10 protein-coding genes are annotated in these 19244 nt (G+C 71.2%); 4 read left to right on the top strand and 6 right to left on the bottom strand.

Annotated features, from left to right (window positions below; all coding sequences use genetic code 11):
* Nucleotides 1–39: 39 nt before the first annotated feature.
* On the top strand, nt 40–1659 hold the full coding sequence (locus L880_RS0128060) for a glycosyltransferase family 39 protein (protein ID WP_027478417.1): 1620 nt from the start codon (nt 40–42) through the stop codon (nt 1657–1659).
* Here L880_RS0128060 and asd read toward each other — a convergent pair.
* The gene (gene asd, locus L880_RS0128065; protein ID WP_027478418.1) at nt 1635–2546 is read right to left on the bottom strand and encodes an archaetidylserine decarboxylase; all 912 of its coding nucleotides are present in this window, start codon (nt 2544–2546) and stop codon (nt 1635–1637) included. The two genes, L880_RS0128060 and asd, sit on opposite strands and share 25 nt — an antisense overlap.
* A 72-nt stretch (nt 2547–2618) precedes the next feature.
* Between asd and L880_RS0128070 the strand changes: the two genes are divergently transcribed.
* A complete protein-coding gene (locus tag L880_RS0128070) occupies nt 2619–4271 on the top strand; it encodes an aminotransferase class III-fold pyridoxal phosphate-dependent enzyme (RefSeq protein ID WP_027478419.1) in 1653 nt (550 codons plus the stop codon).
* Between the two features lie 34 nt (nt 4272–4305).
* Here L880_RS0128070 and L880_RS0128075 read toward each other — a convergent pair whose 3' ends face one another.
* Nucleotides 4306–4917, bottom strand: coding sequence for a hypothetical protein (locus L880_RS0128075; RefSeq protein WP_027478420.1), 612 nt, complete (start codon nt 4915–4917; stop codon nt 4306–4308).
* A 173-nt stretch (nt 4918–5090) separates the two neighbouring features.
* Between L880_RS0128075 and L880_RS33810 the strand changes: the two genes are divergently transcribed.
* On the top strand, nt 5091–6344 hold the full coding sequence (locus L880_RS33810; protein ID WP_051443639.1) for a glycosyltransferase family 4 protein: 1254 nt from the start codon (nt 5091–5093) through the stop codon (nt 6342–6344).
* A gap of 86 nt (nt 6345–6430) precedes the next feature.
* On the opposite strand, the gene lplT is transcribed toward L880_RS33810, so the two are convergent.
* Nucleotides 6431–7681, bottom strand: coding sequence for a lysophospholipid transporter LplT (lplT, locus tag L880_RS0128085; RefSeq protein WP_027478421.1), 1251 nt, complete (start codon nt 7679–7681; stop codon nt 6431–6433).
* A 295-nt stretch (nt 7682–7976) separates the two neighbouring features.
* Here lplT and L880_RS34625 point away from each other — a divergent pair, with 295 nt between their 5' ends.
* Nucleotides 7977–10304, top strand: coding sequence for a putative bifunctional diguanylate cyclase/phosphodiesterase (locus L880_RS34625; RefSeq protein WP_051443640.1), 2328 nt, complete (start codon nt 7977–7979; stop codon nt 10302–10304).
* A gap of 2 nt (nt 10305–10306) precedes the next feature.
* Here the strand turns inward: L880_RS34625 and recD are convergent, their stop codons facing one another.
* The 3 genes from recD to recC are packed head-to-tail and all read right to left on the bottom strand — an operon-like array spanning nt 10307 to nt 19235.
* Nucleotides 10307–12145: an exodeoxyribonuclease V subunit alpha gene (gene recD, locus L880_RS0128095; protein WP_027478422.1), complete on the bottom strand. Its 1839-nt coding sequence runs from the start codon at nt 12143–12145 to the stop codon at nt 10307–10309.
* Entirely contained in the window at nt 12142–15768 is a 3627-nt protein-coding gene (recB, locus tag L880_RS33820) for an exodeoxyribonuclease V subunit beta (protein ID WP_051443641.1), read from the bottom strand. The genes recD and recB overlap by 4 nt, the downstream gene beginning before the upstream one ends.
* Nucleotides 15765–19235: an exodeoxyribonuclease V subunit gamma gene (gene recC, locus L880_RS0128105; RefSeq protein WP_027478423.1), complete on the bottom strand. Its 3471-nt coding sequence runs from the start codon at nt 19233–19235 to the stop codon at nt 15765–15767. Before recC ends, recB begins: the two co-directional genes overlap by 4 nt.
* Nucleotides 19236–19244 lie beyond the last annotated feature (9 nt).

Raw genomic sequence — 19244 nt, forward strand, 5'->3', positions numbered from 1 at the left:
TCCACCCCCAGCCCGCCCCTTCCGAACTGTTTTCCTGCCGTGCCTGCCGCCCCCTCTTCAGCCCAGCCCCCCGGCCAGCACAGCACGCGCCTGCTCATCGTGGCCTATTGCCTGGTGTGGGCCCTGGTGCATTGGTTCGCCTACCCGAACCTCGACCCCTACAACGACATGCTGGAGAACTTTGCCTGGGGGCAGACCTTCGAGTGGGGCACCTTCAAGCACCCGCCTTTCTTTGTCTGGGCGGTCGAACTCTGGTTTGCGGCCATGCCGCGCAGCGCGCTGTCGTACAAGCTGCTGTCGTATGTGAACGTGGCCATCGGCCTGTGGGGGGTGGCGCATCTGGCGCGACTGCTGGGCTTGCGCAAGATGGCCCCCAGCGCCGTGCTGCTGCTGATGTGGACCCTGCCCTACACCACGCTGGCGGCCAAATTCAATGCCAACGCCATCCTGTTGTCAGTCTGGCCCTGGACGGCGGTGGCCTGGCTGGCCAGCCTGCGCCAGAGCGGGCGCCCCGGCCTCACCGCCTCGGTCTGGCTGGGCTTTCTGGGTGCGGTGTGCATGCTCAGCAAGTACTACAGCGGCGTGTTCCTGTTCTCGCTGTTCGTCACCGCCCTGCTGAGGCATGACATGCGCCGCTGGTTCAGCAGCCTGCGCCCCTATGTGGCCCTGCTCAGCCTGACGGTGTTCCTGCTGCCCCATGCCTGGTGGTTGTGGCAGCACGACTACCCCACCCTGCGCTATGCCGCCGACCAGGGGGGCGGCCATGTGGAGTGGCACTTCCTGCTGCATTTCGCCATCACCCCGCTGCTGTTCGTGCTGCTGGCCTGGCTGCCCTGCGTGCTGGTGTTCGCCTGGCAGGCCAGCCCGGCCGGCCCCGGCCGCTGGCTCAAGCTGCTGCGCCTGATCCCGCGCCTGGCGTGGCGAAGCTGGCTGCCCCTGCACTGGCAGGACACCGTGTTCTGGCTGGCGGCCCTGCCCGGCGCCGTGACCTTGCTGGCCGGCATCGCGGGCATGGCCGAGCTGTCCAGCCCCTGGGCCATCCCCATCATCTATGCCTTCCCGCTCCTGTGGCTGCGCAACCTGGAGCAGGCCACCACCCCGACCACCGCCACCGGGTCGGACACGGACACCCCCACCACACGCAGCCTGCAGGCCCTGCAGGGCTCGGCCTGGCCTGTGCTGGCCGGCGTGCTGCTGGTCGGCGTGGTGCTGGCCGTGACCCAGGCCAGCCAGGGCAAGCGCAGCTATTACGAGGCCAATGAAGTGGCGGCCGAACGCATGGTGCAGGGCTGGCAGCAACGCCACCCCGACCTGCCCCTGGGCTGGACCGGCGGCGAATGGGCCGAGAACGCCATGGTGGCCTTCTTTGTGTCCGACCAGGTGCGCGCCCTGCCCGGCATGCCCGACGAGTGGCCCACCACCCTGGCCCCCCACCCCGGCTGGGAGCAGCAAGGCGGCCTGATGATCTGCCCGCGCGGCCCCATGAAAAAGGCCCAGGTCTACGAGGCCAGCAACTGCGAGGTCGAAGTGCAGGAATGGCTGGAGAAGACCGGCCGCCCGATCCGGCCGCTGTGGGTGACGGCGGCCCGCTCGGGCTGGCGCTTCCCGCACCCGATGGAGTTCGCCTGGGTGGTCTACGACGTGCTGCCCACGCCCTGATCGCCTGCGGGCAACGGATCTTCCGGCAGGTGCATCAAGGGTTGCCCGGCCCGCACCCGCAGGCCCGTGGCCACGCCCTCGACCAGGCGGAAGCCCTTCGGGGCGAACACGATGATGGTCGAGCCGTGCTGGAACCAGCCCAGCTCCTGCCCCTTGTCCACCGGCGCATCGCAAGGCAGTTCGTGCGGGCCTGGGTAGCGGCCATGCAGGAGCAGGTCCAGTGCGTGCAGGCGCAGGCTGGCCACCAGGATGGCCGCCACCGGCACCAGGGCCAGCGGGTGCCCGCCCCGCTCCAGCCGAAGATGCAGGGCCGCGCGCTCGTTGCGGCAGAACAGGCGCTCCACCCGCTTGAGCGCGATCGGGTTCACGTTCCAGGTGTCCCCCGTCAGGTGCGTCACGTGCTGCAGACGGGCGTCGTGCGGCGCATGGAAGCGGTGGTACATGGCCGAGGTCAGGCGCAGCGTCACATAGCAGCCATCGCGGAAGGCCTCGGCGCGGGCCGGGTCGCCGAACAGGTCTTCCAGTCGGTACGGAAAGCCCTTGGCCTGCCACACCTGCAGCCCGGCCACCTCGCCACAGGCGCCCACGATGCCGTCGCAGGGGCTGGCCAGCACCTCGGGGTCGGGATCGAAGGGGCGCGCCCCGGGTTTCAGCTCGCGGGTGAAGCAGTCGTGCAGGCTGTCAAAGCGCGGCTTGCGCGCCTCGCTCAGGTCCAGCTCGGTGAACAGGCGCCACACCGCGATCGAGGCGTCGCGCACCAGAGGCTGGCGGATCTGGCTGAACCAGCCCATGAAGCGCGTCAGCGCGATGCGCGGCACGCGGTTGGTGAGCAGAAAGTTCAGGTCTTCCTGCTGCAGCAGGCGATCACGCAGGTTGTGGAGTTTCATCAAGATGTCAATCAGTCAAGTTACAGATGAGGCATCGCGCTTTCGCGATTTGGAAAATCCGGACCTCTTCAAATGGACGAAACACTGGCTTTCTGGGCCCTGGGCGGCGCGGCCTTTGCCGCCACCCTGCCCCGGCTGATCCGCCGACTGGAACTGTCGCGGGCCAAGCACCCCTCGCTCACCGGCCATTCGCGCATGGCCAAACGGGTGGCCTCGTGGCTGCCCGGCTACGCCTACGGCGAGGAGCGCTTCTTCAACTCCGACGGCGCGCCGGCCGAGGTGGCCGCGCAGCGGCGCCAGGCCCTGCAGCAGCTGGGCAGCACGCTGGTGGCCCGCTGCCCGCGCACACTGGACCTCACCGCCAGCGCCCGCGACGGCCTGCCCGACCTGCAGTTCACCGGCGCCTACCGCGTGCCTTTCCAGTACAGCCCGCTGCTGCGCCAGCATGTGCAGGTGGGGGCCTTCATGGAAGCCTCCGAAGGCGTCACCCTGACCGACCTGGATGGCAACAGCTACTACGACCTGACCGGCTCCTACGGCGTCAATGTGTTCGGCGTCGACGTGTACCGCCAGTGCATTGCCGAGGGCAGTGCCCGGGCCCAGGCCCTGGGCCCGGTGCTGGGCAGCCTGCACCCCAGCGTGGCCGCCAACGTGGCGCGGCTGCAGCGCATCTCGGGCCTGGACCAGGTGTCCTTCCACATGTCGGGCACCGAAGCCGTGATGCAGGCCGTGCGCCTGGCCCGCTACCACACCGGCCGGCGCCACTTGGTGCGCTTTTGCGGCGCCTACCATGGCTGGTGGGAAGACGTGCAGCCCGGCCCCGGCAACCCCCTGCCCCCGCGCGAGACCTACACCCTGCGCGACATGCACGAGAACAGCCTGCAGGTGCTGCGCAAACGCCGCGACATCGCCTGCGTGCTGGTCAACCCGCTGCAGGCCCTGCACCCCAACAAGGCGGCGCCGGGCGACTCGTCGTTGGTGGACAGCTCGCGCAGCGCCGGCTACGACCGCGCCGCCTACACCGAGTGGCTCCAGCAGCTGCGCGAGGTCTGCACCGAGCGCGGCATCGTGCTGATCTTCGACGAGGTGTTCCTGGGCTTTCGCCTGGCCCCGGGCGGCGCCCAGGAATACTTCGGTGTCAAGGCCGACATGGTCACCTACGGCAAGACCCTGGGCGGCGGCCTGCCGGTGGGCGTGGTCTGCGGCAAGCGTGAGCTGATGAAGCGCTACCGCGAAGACCGGCCGGCCGACCTGTGCTTTGCCCGCGGCACCTTCAACTCGCACCCCTATGTGATGGGCGCCATGGCGGCCTTCCTGGATTACCTGGAAACCCCCGAGGCCCAACTCATGTACGTGGAGCTGGACGCCACCCAGAACCGCCGCGCCGCGCAGCTCAACCAGCGGCTGCAGGCCATCGGCGCCCCGGTGCAGGTGGCCAACATGTCCTCGGTGTGGACCGTGAGCTACACCCGCCCCTCGCGCTACAACTGGATGCTGCAGTTCTACCTGCGTGAGCAAGGCCTGGCCCTGAGCTGGGTCGGCACCGGCCGGCTGATCTTCAGCCTGAACTACACCGAAGCCGATTTTGAAGAGGTCTGCCGCCGCTTTGTGGCCGCCTGCCAGGCCATGGAGGCCGGTGGCTGGTGGTGGCAGGACGCCGCGCAGACCAACAAGTCGATCAAGCGCGGCATCTTCAGGGAGATGCTGGCGCATCGTCGCGGCTGAGGCCAAAGCGGCAGATCACACTGAGGCCGTGGCCTCAGTGCTGCTTGCGGGCGTGGGCCATCGGGTCCAGCAGCTCGCCGCGCAGCAGGTACAAAGGCGCCTTGTGGTACAGGTACACGTCATGGAAGGGGTCGGTCAGGATCTTGGTCATCCACACCAGGCCGGTCTGCACGTCCTTCAAGAAGAACAGGTGCACGGTGCGGAACAGCAGGCCGCCCACCCCCACCACCAGCCAGGCCCAGCCCACCTGGTGCCAGAAGGCCGAGAACGATTCAGCCGGCGCGATCAGCCCGCCCAGGCTGGGGCTCAACCACAGCGCCACGGGGGCGGCCACCCACAGGGCCATCAGCACCACCTTGCGGCGCAGGTTGTAGCCCACCTTGATCTCTTCCTTGTGCTCATGCGTGGCCTGGTTCACCTCGTCATAGCCGCGCGGCTCGAAAAAGAAATGACCCGACTGGCGCGACACCATGGACACGCCCCAGGCCAGCAGGGCGGCGCCCGCCGGGTCGCTGAACAGCAGTCCATAGGCCACCAGAAAACTCAAAGCGCTGATCAGGTGCAGGGTCTGGTTGATGCGGCTGTGGTGGTAGTAGCGGTGGTCGTCCCAGCGCTGCGTTTTCAAGGCACTCAGAAAATCTTTCACCTTCGATCCTTTGACGTGTGAGCAGGCCCGGAGGGCCGGTGGGTGGTTTTTTGTGACGGCCCTCAGGCGGGCGCGTGACCGGATGGTGACCAGCGAATATGAAAGTCCGGTGACGCACTTCCTGAACGCAGGGCTGTCACACAACGGTTGCAATCGGGCCCCACCATCAGCGCATGAACGCCCCGGCTGAACACCCCATCGTGGTGGACGAATTCCCTGCCCTGCGGCGCTCGCTGCGGGTCTCGATCGTCACCGAAACCTACCCGCCCGAAGTCAACGGAGTGGCCCGTACCCTGGCCTGCGTGGTCGAGGGACTGCGCGAGCGCAACCACGAGATCCAGCTGATCCGCCCCAACCAGTCCAAGGCCGAGACCCGGGGCGAGCAGGCCAGCGACGACGTGCTGTTCCACGAAGTGCTGATGCGGGGCCTGCCCATTCCGCGCTACCCGCACCTGCGCATGGGCCTGACCTCCAAGAAGACGCTGGTCAGCCTGTGGGCGCGGCGGCGGCCCGATGTGGTGCACATCGCCACCGAAGGCCCCATGGGCTGGTCGGCCCTGCAGGCGGCCGTGCAGCTCAAGCTGCCGGTGTGCTCGGACTTCCGCACCAACTTCCACGCCTACAGCAAGCACTACGGCATGGGCTGGCTGCACAAGCCCATCATGGCCTACCTGCGCAAGTTCCATAACCTCACGGCCTGCACCATGACCCCCGACGAGGGCCTGCGCCAGGAGCTGAGCGACTACGGCTTCCACAACGTCGAGGTGGTGTCGCGCGGCGTGGACACCCGCCTGTTCGACCCGGCGCGGCGCAGCGCCGCCCTGCGCCAGAGCTGGGGCGTGGCCCCCGACGACCTGGTGGTGCTGCACGTGGGGCGCCTCGCGCCCGAGAAGAACCTGGGCACCCTGACCATGGCCTTCGAGGCCATCCGCCGCGTGCAGCCCCGCGCACGCCTGGTGCTGGTGGGCGACGGCCCCTCGCGCAAGGAGCTGCAGGCCCGCTGCCCCGATGCGGTCTTTGCCGGCATGCGCCATGGCGAAGACCTGGCCGCCCATTACGCCAGCGGCGACCTGTTCGTGTTCCCCAGCGTCACCGAGACCTTTGGCAACGTCACCCTCGAGGCCCTGGCCAGCGGCCTGCCGGTGCTGGCCTACGACTACGCCGCCGCCAGCCAGTTGGTGCAGACCGGGCGCCACGGCGCGCTCGCGCCCTTCGGCAACATGAATGATTTCGTGCAACTGGGCGCCCGGCTGGCCGCCGACCCGACGGCCCTGCAGAAGATGGGACAGCAGGCCCGTGAGGCCGCCTGCCAGGCCAGCTGGGAGCGCATCATCAGCCGCATCGAGGGCCTCTACCACGCCCTGACCGAAGGGCGCCCCCTGCCCCAGCCGGAACCGGCACCGACCAGGCCGCGTCTGGCTGTCTGACCCCCTCTTGCCGCCGCCTCTTGCCGCCGCCTCTTGCCGCCGCCTCTTGCCGCCCCCTGCGGCCGCCCCCTCTGGCCGGAAGAACTTCAGCCGGCAGGCAGGGTCAGCACGCGGTGCCGGCAGCGCCACCACAACACGGCCATGCTGGCCGCGATCAGCAGCCCGAACACCCCCATCAGCGGCACCACCGGCAACTCCAGCGCCAGCAGGCCCGCATAGCCCGCCAGCATCACCAGGATGCTCAGGTTCTCGTTGTAGCCCTGCACGGCAATGGATCGCCCGGCCGTCAGCAGCTGGTGCCCGCGGTGCTGCAACAGCGCATTCATGGGCACCACCAGCACGCCCCCCACCAAGCCCACCAGCGCCAGCAGGGGCAGGGCCACGGCAAAGCGCTGCGTCAGCGACACGGCGGTGATCAGCAAGCCCAGCAAGACCCCGGCCGGCAACACCCGCACCGCCTGGTGCAGGGCCACCCGGTGGCCGGCCAGGCCGGCGCCCAGCACCACGCCCACCGCCACCATGGCCTGCAGGTAGGCCGCCTGGTCCAACGGCAGGCGCAGCGACTCCTGGGCCCAGCGCAGCACCGCAAACTGCAGCGTGGCGCCCACGCCCCAGAACAGCGTCGTCACCCCCAGCGACAGGCCGCCCTCGGCATCGCGCCACAGCAGCCGGTTGCTGGCGTTGAAGTCGCGCAGCAGGGCCAGGGGGTGGATCTCGCGTCGGGCGTAACGGGCCCCGCTGTCCGGCACGCCCAGTTGCAGCAGCGCCGCCACGCCATACACACAAAGCAGCAGGCCCAGCGAGCCGGCCAGGGCCGAATCCAGCGGCAGCCCCCAGGCCAGCAAGCCCTGCCGGGCCTGGCTGGCCAGCGCCGAGCCACACACCAGGGCACTCACCAGAAAGCCCCCCGTGACGGCCCCCAGCAAGGCAGCACAGACGATGGAGATCTCGATCCAGCTGTTGGCCACCACCAGTTGCCGCGCCGGCACCATCTCGGTCACCAGCCCGTACTTGGCCGGGGCATAGCCCGCCGCGCCCAGGCCGACCACCGCATAGGCCAGCACCGGGTGCACGCCCACCAGCAGGCCCAGCACGCCCAACACCTTGATGGCGTTCATCCAGGCCATCAGCCGGGCCTTGGGCATGGCGTCGGCCAACGGCCCTGCCACCGGCGCCAGCACCACATACGACAGCGTGAACGCGAACTTCAGCAAAGGCGCCCACCAGCCCGGCACGCCCTGCTCCTGCAGCAGGGCCATGGTGACGATCAGCAAGGCGTTGTCGGCCAGGGCAGAGGTGAACTGGGCCGCAATCAACAAGGAGAAACCGGTGGGCATGCGCGTGGGCCTGAAAGGCCGTCGTGACGGCCTGATGGAATGAATCCCCCATTGGGACCGGAGGCCATGACGCCGCCATGACGCGGTCATGACGCCTGCATGAACCCGCCATGACGCAGCGCGTCAACGCGTCAATGCACCAACCATGGGCAACCGCAGGATTGACGCACCACCAAAGGGCGCTCGCGCACCAAAGTGCGCCTCCCGAAGGCGGCGCGATGCCCATCCCTGGGGCGGCCGCCGCCCGCGGCGGCACGGATCCTGCTGTGCCAAGCGCTGCTGTAGCTTGAGACCGATGTCAGACCCGATTCAAAAGAGCGGCCACCTTGCCCACCCGGTGATGCCGCCGCCCACCCCCTCCCGCACCCAGGTGCCCACCTTGGCTCGCACCTCTGCGCGGACCTCTGCGCGCCCTTCGGCGCGGGCCTTCGCGCGCACGCCCCCCGCCCTGGAGGCCGCAGCGGGCTTTGGCCAGTGGGCCCATGCCGAGGGCTGGCTGAGCCTGTCGCCCCAGGCGGCCGCCTTCTTCGATGCCCAGGGTCGGCTCGAAGGCCCGCTCGACGACGGCCTGACCCATGTGGTGATGGACGACCTGGTGCGCCTGCTGCCCCGCCTCATGGCCCGCGCCGGCCAGCCCTGGCAACAGGACCTGCGCGTGATCAGCCGCACCCAGGGCCTGCGCTGGCTGCGCATGACGGCCTTGCCGGCCGACCCCGAACAGCCCGATCTGCAGCAAGGCATCGTGCAGGATGTGACCGAACTCAAGCACGCCCAGATGCGCGAGCGCCTGGGCTTCGAGCTGACCGAGTTCCTGGTCGGCTCGCACTCGCTGGGCAGCGCCATCCTCAATGTGATCCAGGGGGTGTGCAACAGCCTGGGCTGGGATTGGGGTGCCTACTGGGCCCTGGAAACCGACCCGGCCGGCCAACCCCAGCTGGCCTGCCACCAGTTCTGGCACCCCAGCGAACACGACATGAGCGCCTTCAGCCAGGCCAGCCAGCAGCTGCGGCTGCGCCCCGGCGAGGGCCTGGTGGGCCGGGTGTGGCAAAGCGGCGCCGCCACCTGGGTGGAGGACATGGCCACCGACCCGGGCTTTGTGCGCCGCGCCAGCGCCCGCGCCAGCCACCTGCGCTCGGGCTACATCTTTCCGGTCACCTTCCAGAGCGGCGACGGCTCGGACCACCGCCCCGGCGTGCTGGAGTTCTACAGCAGCCTGGCACGCCAGCCCGATGCCCAGCTGCCCCAGCTCTCGGGCACCATCGGCGCCCTGCTGGCCCAGACCGCGCAGAAGCTGGAGCAACAGGCCACGGTGCTGCACCTGTCCCAGGTCGACGGCCTGACCGGGCTGGCCAACCGGCGCCACTTCTACGAAGTGCTGGGCGCCACCTGCCGCCAGGCCGAAGCCCTGGGCCACAAATTCGGCCTGATGTTCATCGACCTGGACCGTTTCAAACCCATCAACGACGCCTTCGGGCACGACGCCGGCAACACCGTGCTGCGCGAGTTCGCACAACGCCTGCAGGCCCTGGCGCCGCCCGGGGCCACCGCCGGCCGCCTGGGCGGTGATGAATTTGCCCTGCTGCTGCCCGGGGCCGACCTGCAGGCCTTTGCCGAGACGGCAGAGCGGGTGCGACTGGCGGCCCGGCGCCCCATGCTGCACGAAGGCGTGGAACTGAGCCTGAGCGCCAGCGTGGGCATCAGCCTGTTCCCGGAGAACGGACGCACCCCGCCCGAGCTGCTGCGCAGCGCCGACGATGCCATGTACCGCATCAAGCAGAACGGGCGCGACGGCAGCGACTTCTTCTCGCAGACCAACCCGCACGCCCTGGCCGAGCAGCAAAACACCCTGATGCAGCGCCTGAAGATGGCACAGGACCTGCACCTGGCCCTGCAACGCCAGGAGCTGTTCCTGCACCACCAGCCCATCTTCGACCAGACCAGCGGCCGGCTGCACGGCACCGAGGCCCTGGTGCGCTGGCGCAGGCCCGATGGGCAACTGGTGCCGCCCGATGTGTTCATCCCGCTGGCCGAAGAGGCGCACCTGATCGTGCAGATCGGCCAATGGGTGGCCGCCCAGGCCTGTGCCGACCTGGCCACCCTGGAGGCCGCCGGGCTCCAAGGGCTGCGGGTGCATGTGAACATGGCCTCGCCCGAATTCCACCGCGATACCCTGCCCGACGAATTGCTGGCCCTCACGCGTCGGCACGGCCTGGCACCGGCCCAGCTCTCGCTGGAGCTGACCGAAACCCTGGTGATGGAGCAGCCCGCGCAGGTCACGGCCGTGATGGGCCGGCTGCGCGCGGCCGGCTTCGAGATCAGCCTGGATGATTTCGGCCAGGGGCACTCGGCGCTGTCGCTGCTCAAGCAACTGCCGCTGAACACCCTGAAAGTCGACCGCTGCTTTGTGCGCGGGCTGGGCGAAGACGTCAGCGACGAAGCCATTGTGCGCACCATCCTCGACCTGGGCCGCCACCTGGGCCTGCGCGTGATCGTGGAAGGCGTGGAGACCGCCGCCCAGCTCAAGCGCGTGCGCGCCTGCGGCGGCCAGTTCGTGCAGGGCTACCTGCTGGCGCGGCCGATGCCGCTGGGCGAGCTGCTGCAGCGCTTCACGACACCGGCCTGAAGCTACATCGTCAGGCCGCCGCTGCGCACGATCTGGCGCTCCACCGAGCGCAGCAACACCGGCACGGCCGGCACCGCCAGGGTCAGCCGGCTCTTGGCGCGGGTGATGCCGGTGTAGAGCAGCTCGCGCGTGAGCACGGCCACGGGCTGCTCGGGCAGCACCAGGCAGACATGCTCGAACTCCGAGCCCTGCGATTTGTGCACGGTCATGGCGAACACGCTCTCCACCGCATCCAGGCGCGAGGGCTGCACCCAGTGCACGCCACCCGCCCCATCGGGGAAGGCCACCCGCAAGCCCTTGGCATGCGGCAGGCACAGGCCGATGTCGCCGTTCATGAGCTTGAGGGCGTAGTCGTTGCGCGTGGCCATCACCGGCCGCCCCGGGTACCAGCCCTCGGGCGGAAAACCCAGCGCCAGCGCGATGCGCCGGTTCAGCGCCTGCACCCCCCAGGCCCCCTCGCGCACCGCACACAGCACCTGAAAGCGCGCCAGCGCGGCCAGGGCCTGCAAGGCCTGGGCATCGCTGCTGCCGCCGGCACCGATCCGGGCCAGGGCCTCCAGCCCCGGTTGCCAGCCCTGGCGCCACAGCGCGGCCAGGGCCGGGTCGCCCCCGGGGCGCGGCTGCAGGCGCTGCACCGAGGCGGTGCTGCGGCCCGCCACCGGGGCCTGCTGCCAGAGCTGGCGCACCGCGCCCACATCGCCCGCATTCACCGCCCGCGCCCATTGGCCGATGGGGCTGTCACCGGCAAAGCGGCGGCTGTGCCGCAGCATCACCGTCTGCTGGGCCAGCACGCCACCGTCGCCCTGCCAAGGGCGGAGGTCCACCTGGGCCACCTCGGCCAGCCAGGCCACGGTGGCCGCGCTGTAGCGGCCGGCCTGGGCGCCGTGGCACAGCTGGCCCATCACCGCACCAGCCTCGACCGAGGCCAGCTGGTCTTTGTCGCCCAGCAGGATCACGCTGGCGTGCAGGGGCACGGCGCGCAGCAGGCGGGCCATCATCTCCAGGTCGATCATCGAGGCCTCGTCCACCACCACCAGGTCCAGCGCCAGCGCGGGCAGCGGGGCCGCAGCGCCGCCGCCGGGGCGCACCTGCAGCAGCTTGTGCAGGGTGGCGGCATGGGCCGGGATGTCGGCACGCAGGGCCTCGGGCAGCGAGTTGAGGGCCGAGGCGATCGATTCGCCCAGGCGCGCTGCCGCCTTGCCGGTGGGCGCGGCCAGCGCCACGCGCAAGGGCCGGCCCTGCTGGGCCCGCGCATGCGACTGCAGCAAGGCCAGCAGGCGCACCACGGTGGTGGTCTTGCCGGTGCCGGGCCCGCCGGTGACCAGGGTCAGGCGCTGACGCGCGGCCAGGGCACAGGCCACTTTCTGCCAATCGGGCCCGGGCACCGCCGGGTCGGGCGGAAACAGCTGGGTCAAGGCCTGGGCCAGGCCTTCAGGGGCCTTGGGCGGCAGGGCCAGGCGCGCCTCGATGCTGTGGCGGATGGCCTGCTCGGCCGCCCAGTTGCGGCGCAGGTACAGGCGCTCGCCCTCGCGCACCAGGGGGCTGCCGGGGCCGTGCACCCAGGGCAGGTGCTCGGCACCAGCGGCCAGGTCGGGCGGCAGGGCTTGCAGGGCCGGCTCCTCCCAGCCCAGGGTGGCGCCGGGCTCGCGCTGCAGCGCGGCCAGGTCGAGACAGGCGTGACCACGGCCGTATTGGTGGCTCACCAGGGCGGCCAACCAGGCGTGGCGCGGGTCATCGCTGGGCTGGGCCTGCTGCACAAAGGCGGCCAGGGCCCGATCCAGCCGGTTCAGCGGCGTGGCTTCGGCGGCATCGACCGTGCGGGCCAGAAGAGAGGTCGTCATGCGGGCTGCTCCGAGAGCTGGGTGCCGGGCGCGGGCGCGGCAAAGGCCCGGTCCAGCGACTCGATGAGTTCGTGCGGCGGCCGTTCGAAGAACACGCCTTGGCCGGGCTGGTCGATGCCGCGCGCAAACAGGTAGAGCGCACCGCCCAGGTGGCGCTGCGGGCTGTAACCGGGCAGGCGCCACTTGAGCAGGCGGTGCAGCGCCAGCAGGTACAGGCAGTACTGCACGTCGTAGCGGTGGGCCAGCACCGCCTGGGCCAGGGTGGCCGGAGCGTAGTCGGGCAGGCGGTTCGACTTGTAGTCGAGCACGTGGTAGCGGCCCTGGTGCTCGAGCACCAGATCCATGAAGCCGGTGAGCATGCCTTCGAGCTGGCGCGGCTGCAGGGCGGGCCGCGGCTGCCCCGGCAGCACCTGGGCGCTGATCAAGGCATCGAGCGCCTGCGCCGACAGCGAGCGCACCGGCAGGCTGAAGGCCATTTCGGCCCAGTACTGCGCCGGCGCCAGGGCCCCCAGCACCAGAGGCTTGGCGTTGCCCGGCCAGTGCAGCTCGGCGCGGGCCAGTTGCTGCACCCAGGGCGCCAGCGCGGCGGCCTGGGTGTCGTCGAGCTTCAGGGCCAGGGCCTGGCGGGCCAGCAGGGCGGCCCACTCCCGCTCGAGCTCAGCAGCCTGCGCCCCCTCCTCGCCGGCCTGGGCGATGGGCCAGCCGCGCTGGGCCTGCCACTCCAGCAGGTCGTGCAGCAAGGTGCCGTAGCGGCTGCCGGCCGGGAAGTCATCCCAGGCCCCGGGCAGGGCCGCCTGGCCACTGTCGGCGGCCGCCAGTTCGGGGCTGAGCAGGGGCAGGCTGTCGGCCTGGGCGTCTTCCAGACGCGCGTCGCGCTCGGACGGGGGCACGGCCGATTCGGCGCTCAGCGGCATCAGCTCACGGGTCAGGGCGCTGAAGCTGGCCGTCCACCAGCCGCTGCGCAGGGCTCGGCGGGCCTGCAGCGCGGGCTGGCGCGTCGGCTCGGCGGCTGCCGGGGTGTAGACCTGGCCGTCGGGCGCCGGGGCCGGCAGTACCGCGATGTCGGGGCACAGGCCCCAAGCCTGCAGGGCGGGGCCCAGGTCGTCCGGGCCCTGGCGCCCCAGCAGGCGCGACAGCGCGCTGCGCAGGCGCGGGTTCTTGCCGTCCAGGTCGCCCTTCACCGGGGTCACGCCCAGCCACAAGGCCTGCTCGGCACGGGTCAGGGCCACGTAGAGCAGGCGCACGTCTTCGGCCAGGCGCAGGGCGTCGTCCTCGTCGTCACCTTGCTTGTCTTCGCGGAAACCCGCCGCGAAGGGCAGGAACACCAGCGGGTACTGCAGGCCCTTGGATTTGTGCATGGTGACCACCTGCACCAGGTGGGCATCGCTTTCGAGCCGGGTCTGGGCGGCTTCACCACTGGCGCGCGGGTCGCGCAGCTGGGCCTCCAGGTGGCGGATCAGGGCGCCCTCGCCTTGCAGGCCCTGGCTGGCCTGCTGCAGCAGGTCGCCCAGGTGCAGCAGGTTGGTCAGGCGGCGCTCGCCCTGCGGGCCTTCCGGTGAGGCCTCGGCCAGGGTCGGGTCCATGAGGCGGCGCGGCACCTGCAGCTCGTGCAGGCAGCGGTGCAGCAGCGGCAGCACGCCCTGCTGCTGCCACACCTTCTGCCAGGCGTGCAGTTGGTCGATCAGCGCGTCCCAGGCGTCTTCGTCGTGCAGCAAGGCCTCCAGGGCCGCCCAGGACAGGCCCCAGAGCCGGGTCAGCAAGGCGGCCTTGACCGCGCTGACCGAGCGCGGCTGGGCCACCGCGCGCAGGATGCGCCACAGCTCGTGCGCCTCGGGCGTGGCGTAGACGCTGTCGCGGTCGGACAGGTAGACGCTGCGCACGCCACGCCGCGCCAGCTCGGCGCGGATGGCCTGCGCCTCGTGGCCGCTGCGCACCAGCACCGCCATGTCGCCCGGCTGGGCCACGCCCTGCTGCAGCAGGCGCACCATCTGGCTGGCAAACAGGGCCGCCATGTCGCTCAGCAGGGCCGACTTGGTGGCCGGCTCGGCGCGCTGCTGCCACCACACGGTGAGGGCCGGCTGGGCCTGCCCGCCGCGTTGCAGGGGCTGCACCTGGGGGTTGCGCGCCTCCACGCAGTCGAAGGGCACGGCGCCAAAGGGCGCCTGCAGGCGCGAGAAGATGTGGTTGACCGCCGCCACCACGCCCCGGGTGGAGCGGAAGTTGCCCGACAGGGTGTGGATGGCCTGGGCCTGGGCGCGGGCCTGCAGGTAGGTGGCCAGGTCGGCCCCGCGGAAGCTGTAGATGGCCTGCTTGGGGTCGCCGATCATGACCAGGCCGGTGCCCAGCGCCCGGGCCTCGGGGCCCTGGTAGATGCGCGCCAGCGCGCCGTACTGCCAGGGGTCGGTGTCCTGGAACTCGTCCACCAGGGCCACCGGGAACTGCTGCCGGATGGCGGCGGCCAGGCGGCCGTCGGGGGCCTGCAACGCGTGGTACAGGCGCTGCAGCAGGTCGGAGAAATCAAACTGCGCCTGCTGCGCCTTGGCGGCCTGGTAGGCGGCACCGATCTCGCGTGCGGCATGGGCCAGCCAGTCGGGGCCGATGTCGGGCTCGGCCTGCAGGTGCCCGCACAGGGCGTCGATGTCGGCCAGGGCCGCGTGCGCCTCGGCCTGGGCCCAGCCCTTGTCCATCAGGCGCGGCAGCGCAAAGCGCTCCAGCACCTCGAGCTTGATACTTTCGCCCTGCACCCAGGCCGCCATCTGGGCCAGCCAGCCGGCCAGCCAATCGGGGCGGTAGTTCTTGAGCTGCTTGGCTGCGGCGGCATCGCTCACGGCCTGCACCAGCTCGGGCGTCCAGCCTGCGCGGGCGCGGGCCTCCAGGGGTTCGCGCCGGGCTTGCCACTCGGCCCAGCGGGCCACCAGGGCATCGGGCTCGGGGCCGGCATACGCGGCCACGCCAGGGGCCCGTTCGGCCAGTGACCACAGCGGCTGCAGGCGCTCCAGCAAGGCCTGGGGCGTGCCGCCCAGCGGGGCGATGGCACCGATCTGGCTCAGGGCCAGCGGGTAGCACCAGCGCCGCCAGTAGTCTTGCGCGGCGGCCAGGCGCAGGGCGTCGCCGTCTTCCACCCGCTGCTGCTCGAACAGGCTGGCGCTGTCGAAGGCATGCTGGCGCAGCATGCGGCTGCTCCAGCCGTGGATGGTGAAGATGGCGGCGTCGTCCATCCACTGGGCCGCGATGTCCAGCCGGGCCGCGCAGGCCGGCCAGTCGGTCTCGGGCACCTGCTCGCGCAGGCTGAGCAGAAAGGCGTCGGCCTCGGCCCGGCCGAGATCGGTGTCGGCAAAGCAGCGCGCCGCCTGGGCCAGACGCTCGCGCACCCGGCCGCGCAGCTCGGCGGTGGCGGCGTCGGTGAAGGTCATCACCAGGATCTGCGGCGGGAACAGCGCCCGCTCAGGCGTCAGCCCGGCCTCGGTGTGGCCCAGCACCAGGCGCACGTACAGGGCGGCCACGGTCCAGGTCTTGCCGGTGCCGGCCGAGGCCTCGATCACCTGCAGGCCCTGCAGCGGCATGCTCAGCGGGTCCAGGCGCTGCAGCTCGGGGGCCGGGTTCATGTCGATGGCCGTGCTCATTCGGCGTCTCCGATCGGGCCCAGGTGCAGGTGGCGGGCCAGTTCGCCGTACAGGGCCTCGGCCCAGCGCGGCAGCTCGGCCTGCAGTTCGGCATAGCCCTGGAAGCAGCGTTGCAGGTAGGGCGAGCGCGCGGCCTCGCCCGCGCGCTGGTAGTCGCCCTCGTAGGCGGCGCGGGCCAGCTCGTGGGCCTGGGCCTCGTCCTTGCCACGGCGCAGGGCCTGGTCATAGGCCCAGGCGCTGAGGGCCGCCACCGGCAGGGGCTGGGCCCAGGCGGCGCGGTAGACCTGCACCAGGCCGCTCAAGATCTCGATGGCCCGCGCGGGGGCCAGCGGGCGCAACACGATCTGTCCGTCCAGCCCCAGCACGGTGCTGGTGAGCGCCAGGCCCTGGGCGCAGCCGGCCAGGTGGTTGACCCAGACCGCCGCCACCACCTCCACCCGGGCGCCCTGCTCCTTGCCCTTGCCTTGCAGCACCGCGCCCGGGCGCTGCACCCGCTGCAGACAGGGGCCGCGCCACAGGCTGTCGTCCCCCGCTGCCGGGGCCGGAGCGTCCGCCGACCCGAACAGGCCGCCGAGCGAATCCTGCAGGCGCAGGCCATCCACCACCAGGTCGATGGGCTGCGCGGGCAGGGCCTGGGGGTAGCGCTCGGCCCAGGGCGCCAGGCGCTCCTGCACCACGGCGACGCGGCCCTGCAGCTCGTGCAAGTCGCGCTGGCCGAAGGCGGCCAGCGGCAGCAGGCCGCGCAGGGGCAGCTCGGCCAGGGCCTGCCCAGGGTCGGCCGCCTCCAGCACCGACTGGCCGGCCAGGTACTTGTCCAGCCCATCGAGGGCAAAGGGCTCGGTGTCTTCGCCGGCCTCGTCCAGCTCGCTCAGCACCACGCCCAGGCGGGCCTTGAAGAACACCTCGACCGGCTGGCGCAGCAACTGGCGCAGCGCGTGCAGGCTCAAGGGCTCGGGCACGGGCACCGGTGAGGCTTGGGGCGGCAGCGCGGCCTGGGCCACCGCCGTGCTCTGATGCGCCTGGTGCGCCTGGGCCCAGTCGCTGTCATAGGTGCGAAAGCCCGAGCCGGCGCGAAAGTAGGCCTCGGAAAACGGCTGCAAGGGCTGCTGCCGCACAGGCCGCGCGGGGCGCCAGCCACTGTGCAGGTGCTCAATCAGCTGTGCCACCAGCACAGAAGGCGGTCGCTCGGCGTTGTCGGTGGCGCGGTGGCCCTGCCAGCTCAGGTAGAGGCGGTCGCGGGCCGACAGCAAGGCCTCCAGGAACAGGTAGCGGTCGTCTTCTCGCCGCGAGCGGTCACCGGCGCGCCAGCTGCTGGCCATCAGGTCGAAGTCGCGCGGGGCGGTCTGGCGCGGGTAGTCGCCATCGTTCATGCCCAGCAGACACACCGCCCTGAAGGGGATGGAGCGCATGGGCATCAGGGTGCCGAACTGCACGCCGCCGCCCAGAAAGCGCTGTTGCAGGCCGCTGTCCTGCAGCTGGGCCAGCCAGTGCTCGCGCGCCACCTCCAGCGGCAGCGGGCTGTCCAGGCCGGCTTGCTCGCAGGCCTGCAGCCAGGCGTCCAGTGGCGCCAGCAAGGCCTCGATCTGGCGCGTCTCCAGTTCGTCGGCGGCCTCGAAGAAGCGCTCGACCACGCCGCGGAACACCTGGCCCCATTCGGCAGGGGGGCGCTCACGCTCCAGCGCCTCCAGCGTTTCGGTGACGGCATCGACCCAGTCGAGCAAGGCATTGGCCACGCTGGCATCCAGCCCGCTGAGCGCGGGCTGGGCCAGGGTGTCGGCCCAGACCTGGCCGTCGCCCTGAGCCCCCCCCTCGCCCAGGGCGTAGCCCAGCAGCAGGCGCCGCAAGCCGAAAGCCCAGGTGTTGTGCCCGGCGCCGGCCACCCCGGCCGGCAGGCCCCAGCGGCGGCGGTGCGCTTCGTCCAGGCCCCAGCGCACGCCGGCCTGCTGCAGCCAGCCGTGCAGCTCGTCCACCTCGACCTCGCCCAGGCCGAAGCGCTGGCGCAGCGCCCGCACCTCGAACAGGCCCAGCCAGTCCGACAGGGTGAGGCGCGACTGCGGCAGCGACAGCAGGGCCTGCAGCGCCTGCACGATGGGCGACTGGCGCGGCGAGCGGTCGGCCACCGAGTAGGGGATGTGGCGCGGCTGGCCCGCGGCAAAGCGGCCGAACACGGCCTGGATGTGGGGCGCGAAGACGGCGATGTCGGGCACCATGACCATCACGTCACGCGGGCGCAGGGCCGGGTCGGCATCGAACCAGGCCAGCAACTGATCGTGCAGCACCTCGACCTCGCGCTGCGCCGAGTGGCAGGTGACCAGGGTGATCGAATCGTCGTCGGGCAGCAGCGGCCAGGGCTCCGTGGGTGTCTGCAGGTGCAGCATGCCCGACTGGAGTTGGGCCAGCTGGCTGGGCTGGGCCAGACCGGCCAGCGGGTCGACAAAGGCATCGACGCGCACAAAGCGGTGGCGGTAGCCCTCCACGTTGTCGAACTCGTCGAGCATGTGCAGGTAGTCGCGCCCCTGCTTGCCCCAGGAGGCCAGCAGCGGGTGACCCGGGCGCGCGGCCTGGGCGGCCTCCAGCTGGGCCGGCTTGACGCGCTGGCGCCGCCGCAGCACCTGGCGCAGCTGGGCGTGGCCCTCGACCAGATCGCCCCAGTAGTACTGACTGGGGTTGTGCACCAGCATCAGCACCTGGCTCAGCTGGCCCAGCGCGGCCAGGGCTTCGACCGCCTGGTGCGACATCGACGAGATGCCGAACACCACGATGCGCTCGGGCAGGCCGGCCGGGCGTTCGCCGCCCGCGGCCAGCTGCTGCAGCCGCGCCATGAAGCGGGCGTGCACGGCGGCCCGCGAGGCCTCGGCCAGGGCCTCGCCGACATCGGTGCGCAGGTCGCGCCACAGGGCCGGCTGCCAGGCCTGGGCCGGGTCCAGCGGCAGGTCGGGGCCTTGCGGCTGGCTCAGCACATCGCGGCCCTGGGCCCAGGCGGCCAGCCAGTCGGCGCGGTAGCTCTGGTAGCCATCGAACACATCGGCCAGTTGCAGGGCCAGCTGGTAGAGCTTGCGGGCGTCCGGGGCCTCGCTGAGGTAGCGCTGCAGCGGCTGGTACACCGGGCGCTGCTCGATCAGCGCCGGCAGCAGGCGCATCAGGCGCCACACCAGGCTGGACTTGTCGAAGGGCATGTGGGTGGGCACCTGGTCCGTGCCCAGCACCTGGCGGTACACCTGCCACAGAAAGCCGCTGGGCAGCTCCATGCGGGTGGCGGCAAAAATACCCAGGGCCGTGTCGTCGGCCAGCGACACCTCCAGCCAGTGCTTCATGCCGGCGCTCTGCACCAGCAGCACCTCGGGCGCCAACGGCGCCAGCGGCTGGGCGCGCAGAAACTGCACCAGCAGATCGCGCAGGTCTTCCAGGCGATTGCCGTGCAGCACCATGAAGCCGGGCGGGTGCGAAGGCCGGGTAAGGGTCGACATGAGCAGAGA

The sequence above is a fragment of the Curvibacter gracilis ATCC BAA-807 genome (assembly GCF_000518645.1).
Classification (GTDB): domain Bacteria; phylum Pseudomonadota; class Gammaproteobacteria; order Burkholderiales; family Burkholderiaceae_C; genus Curvibacter; species Curvibacter gracilis.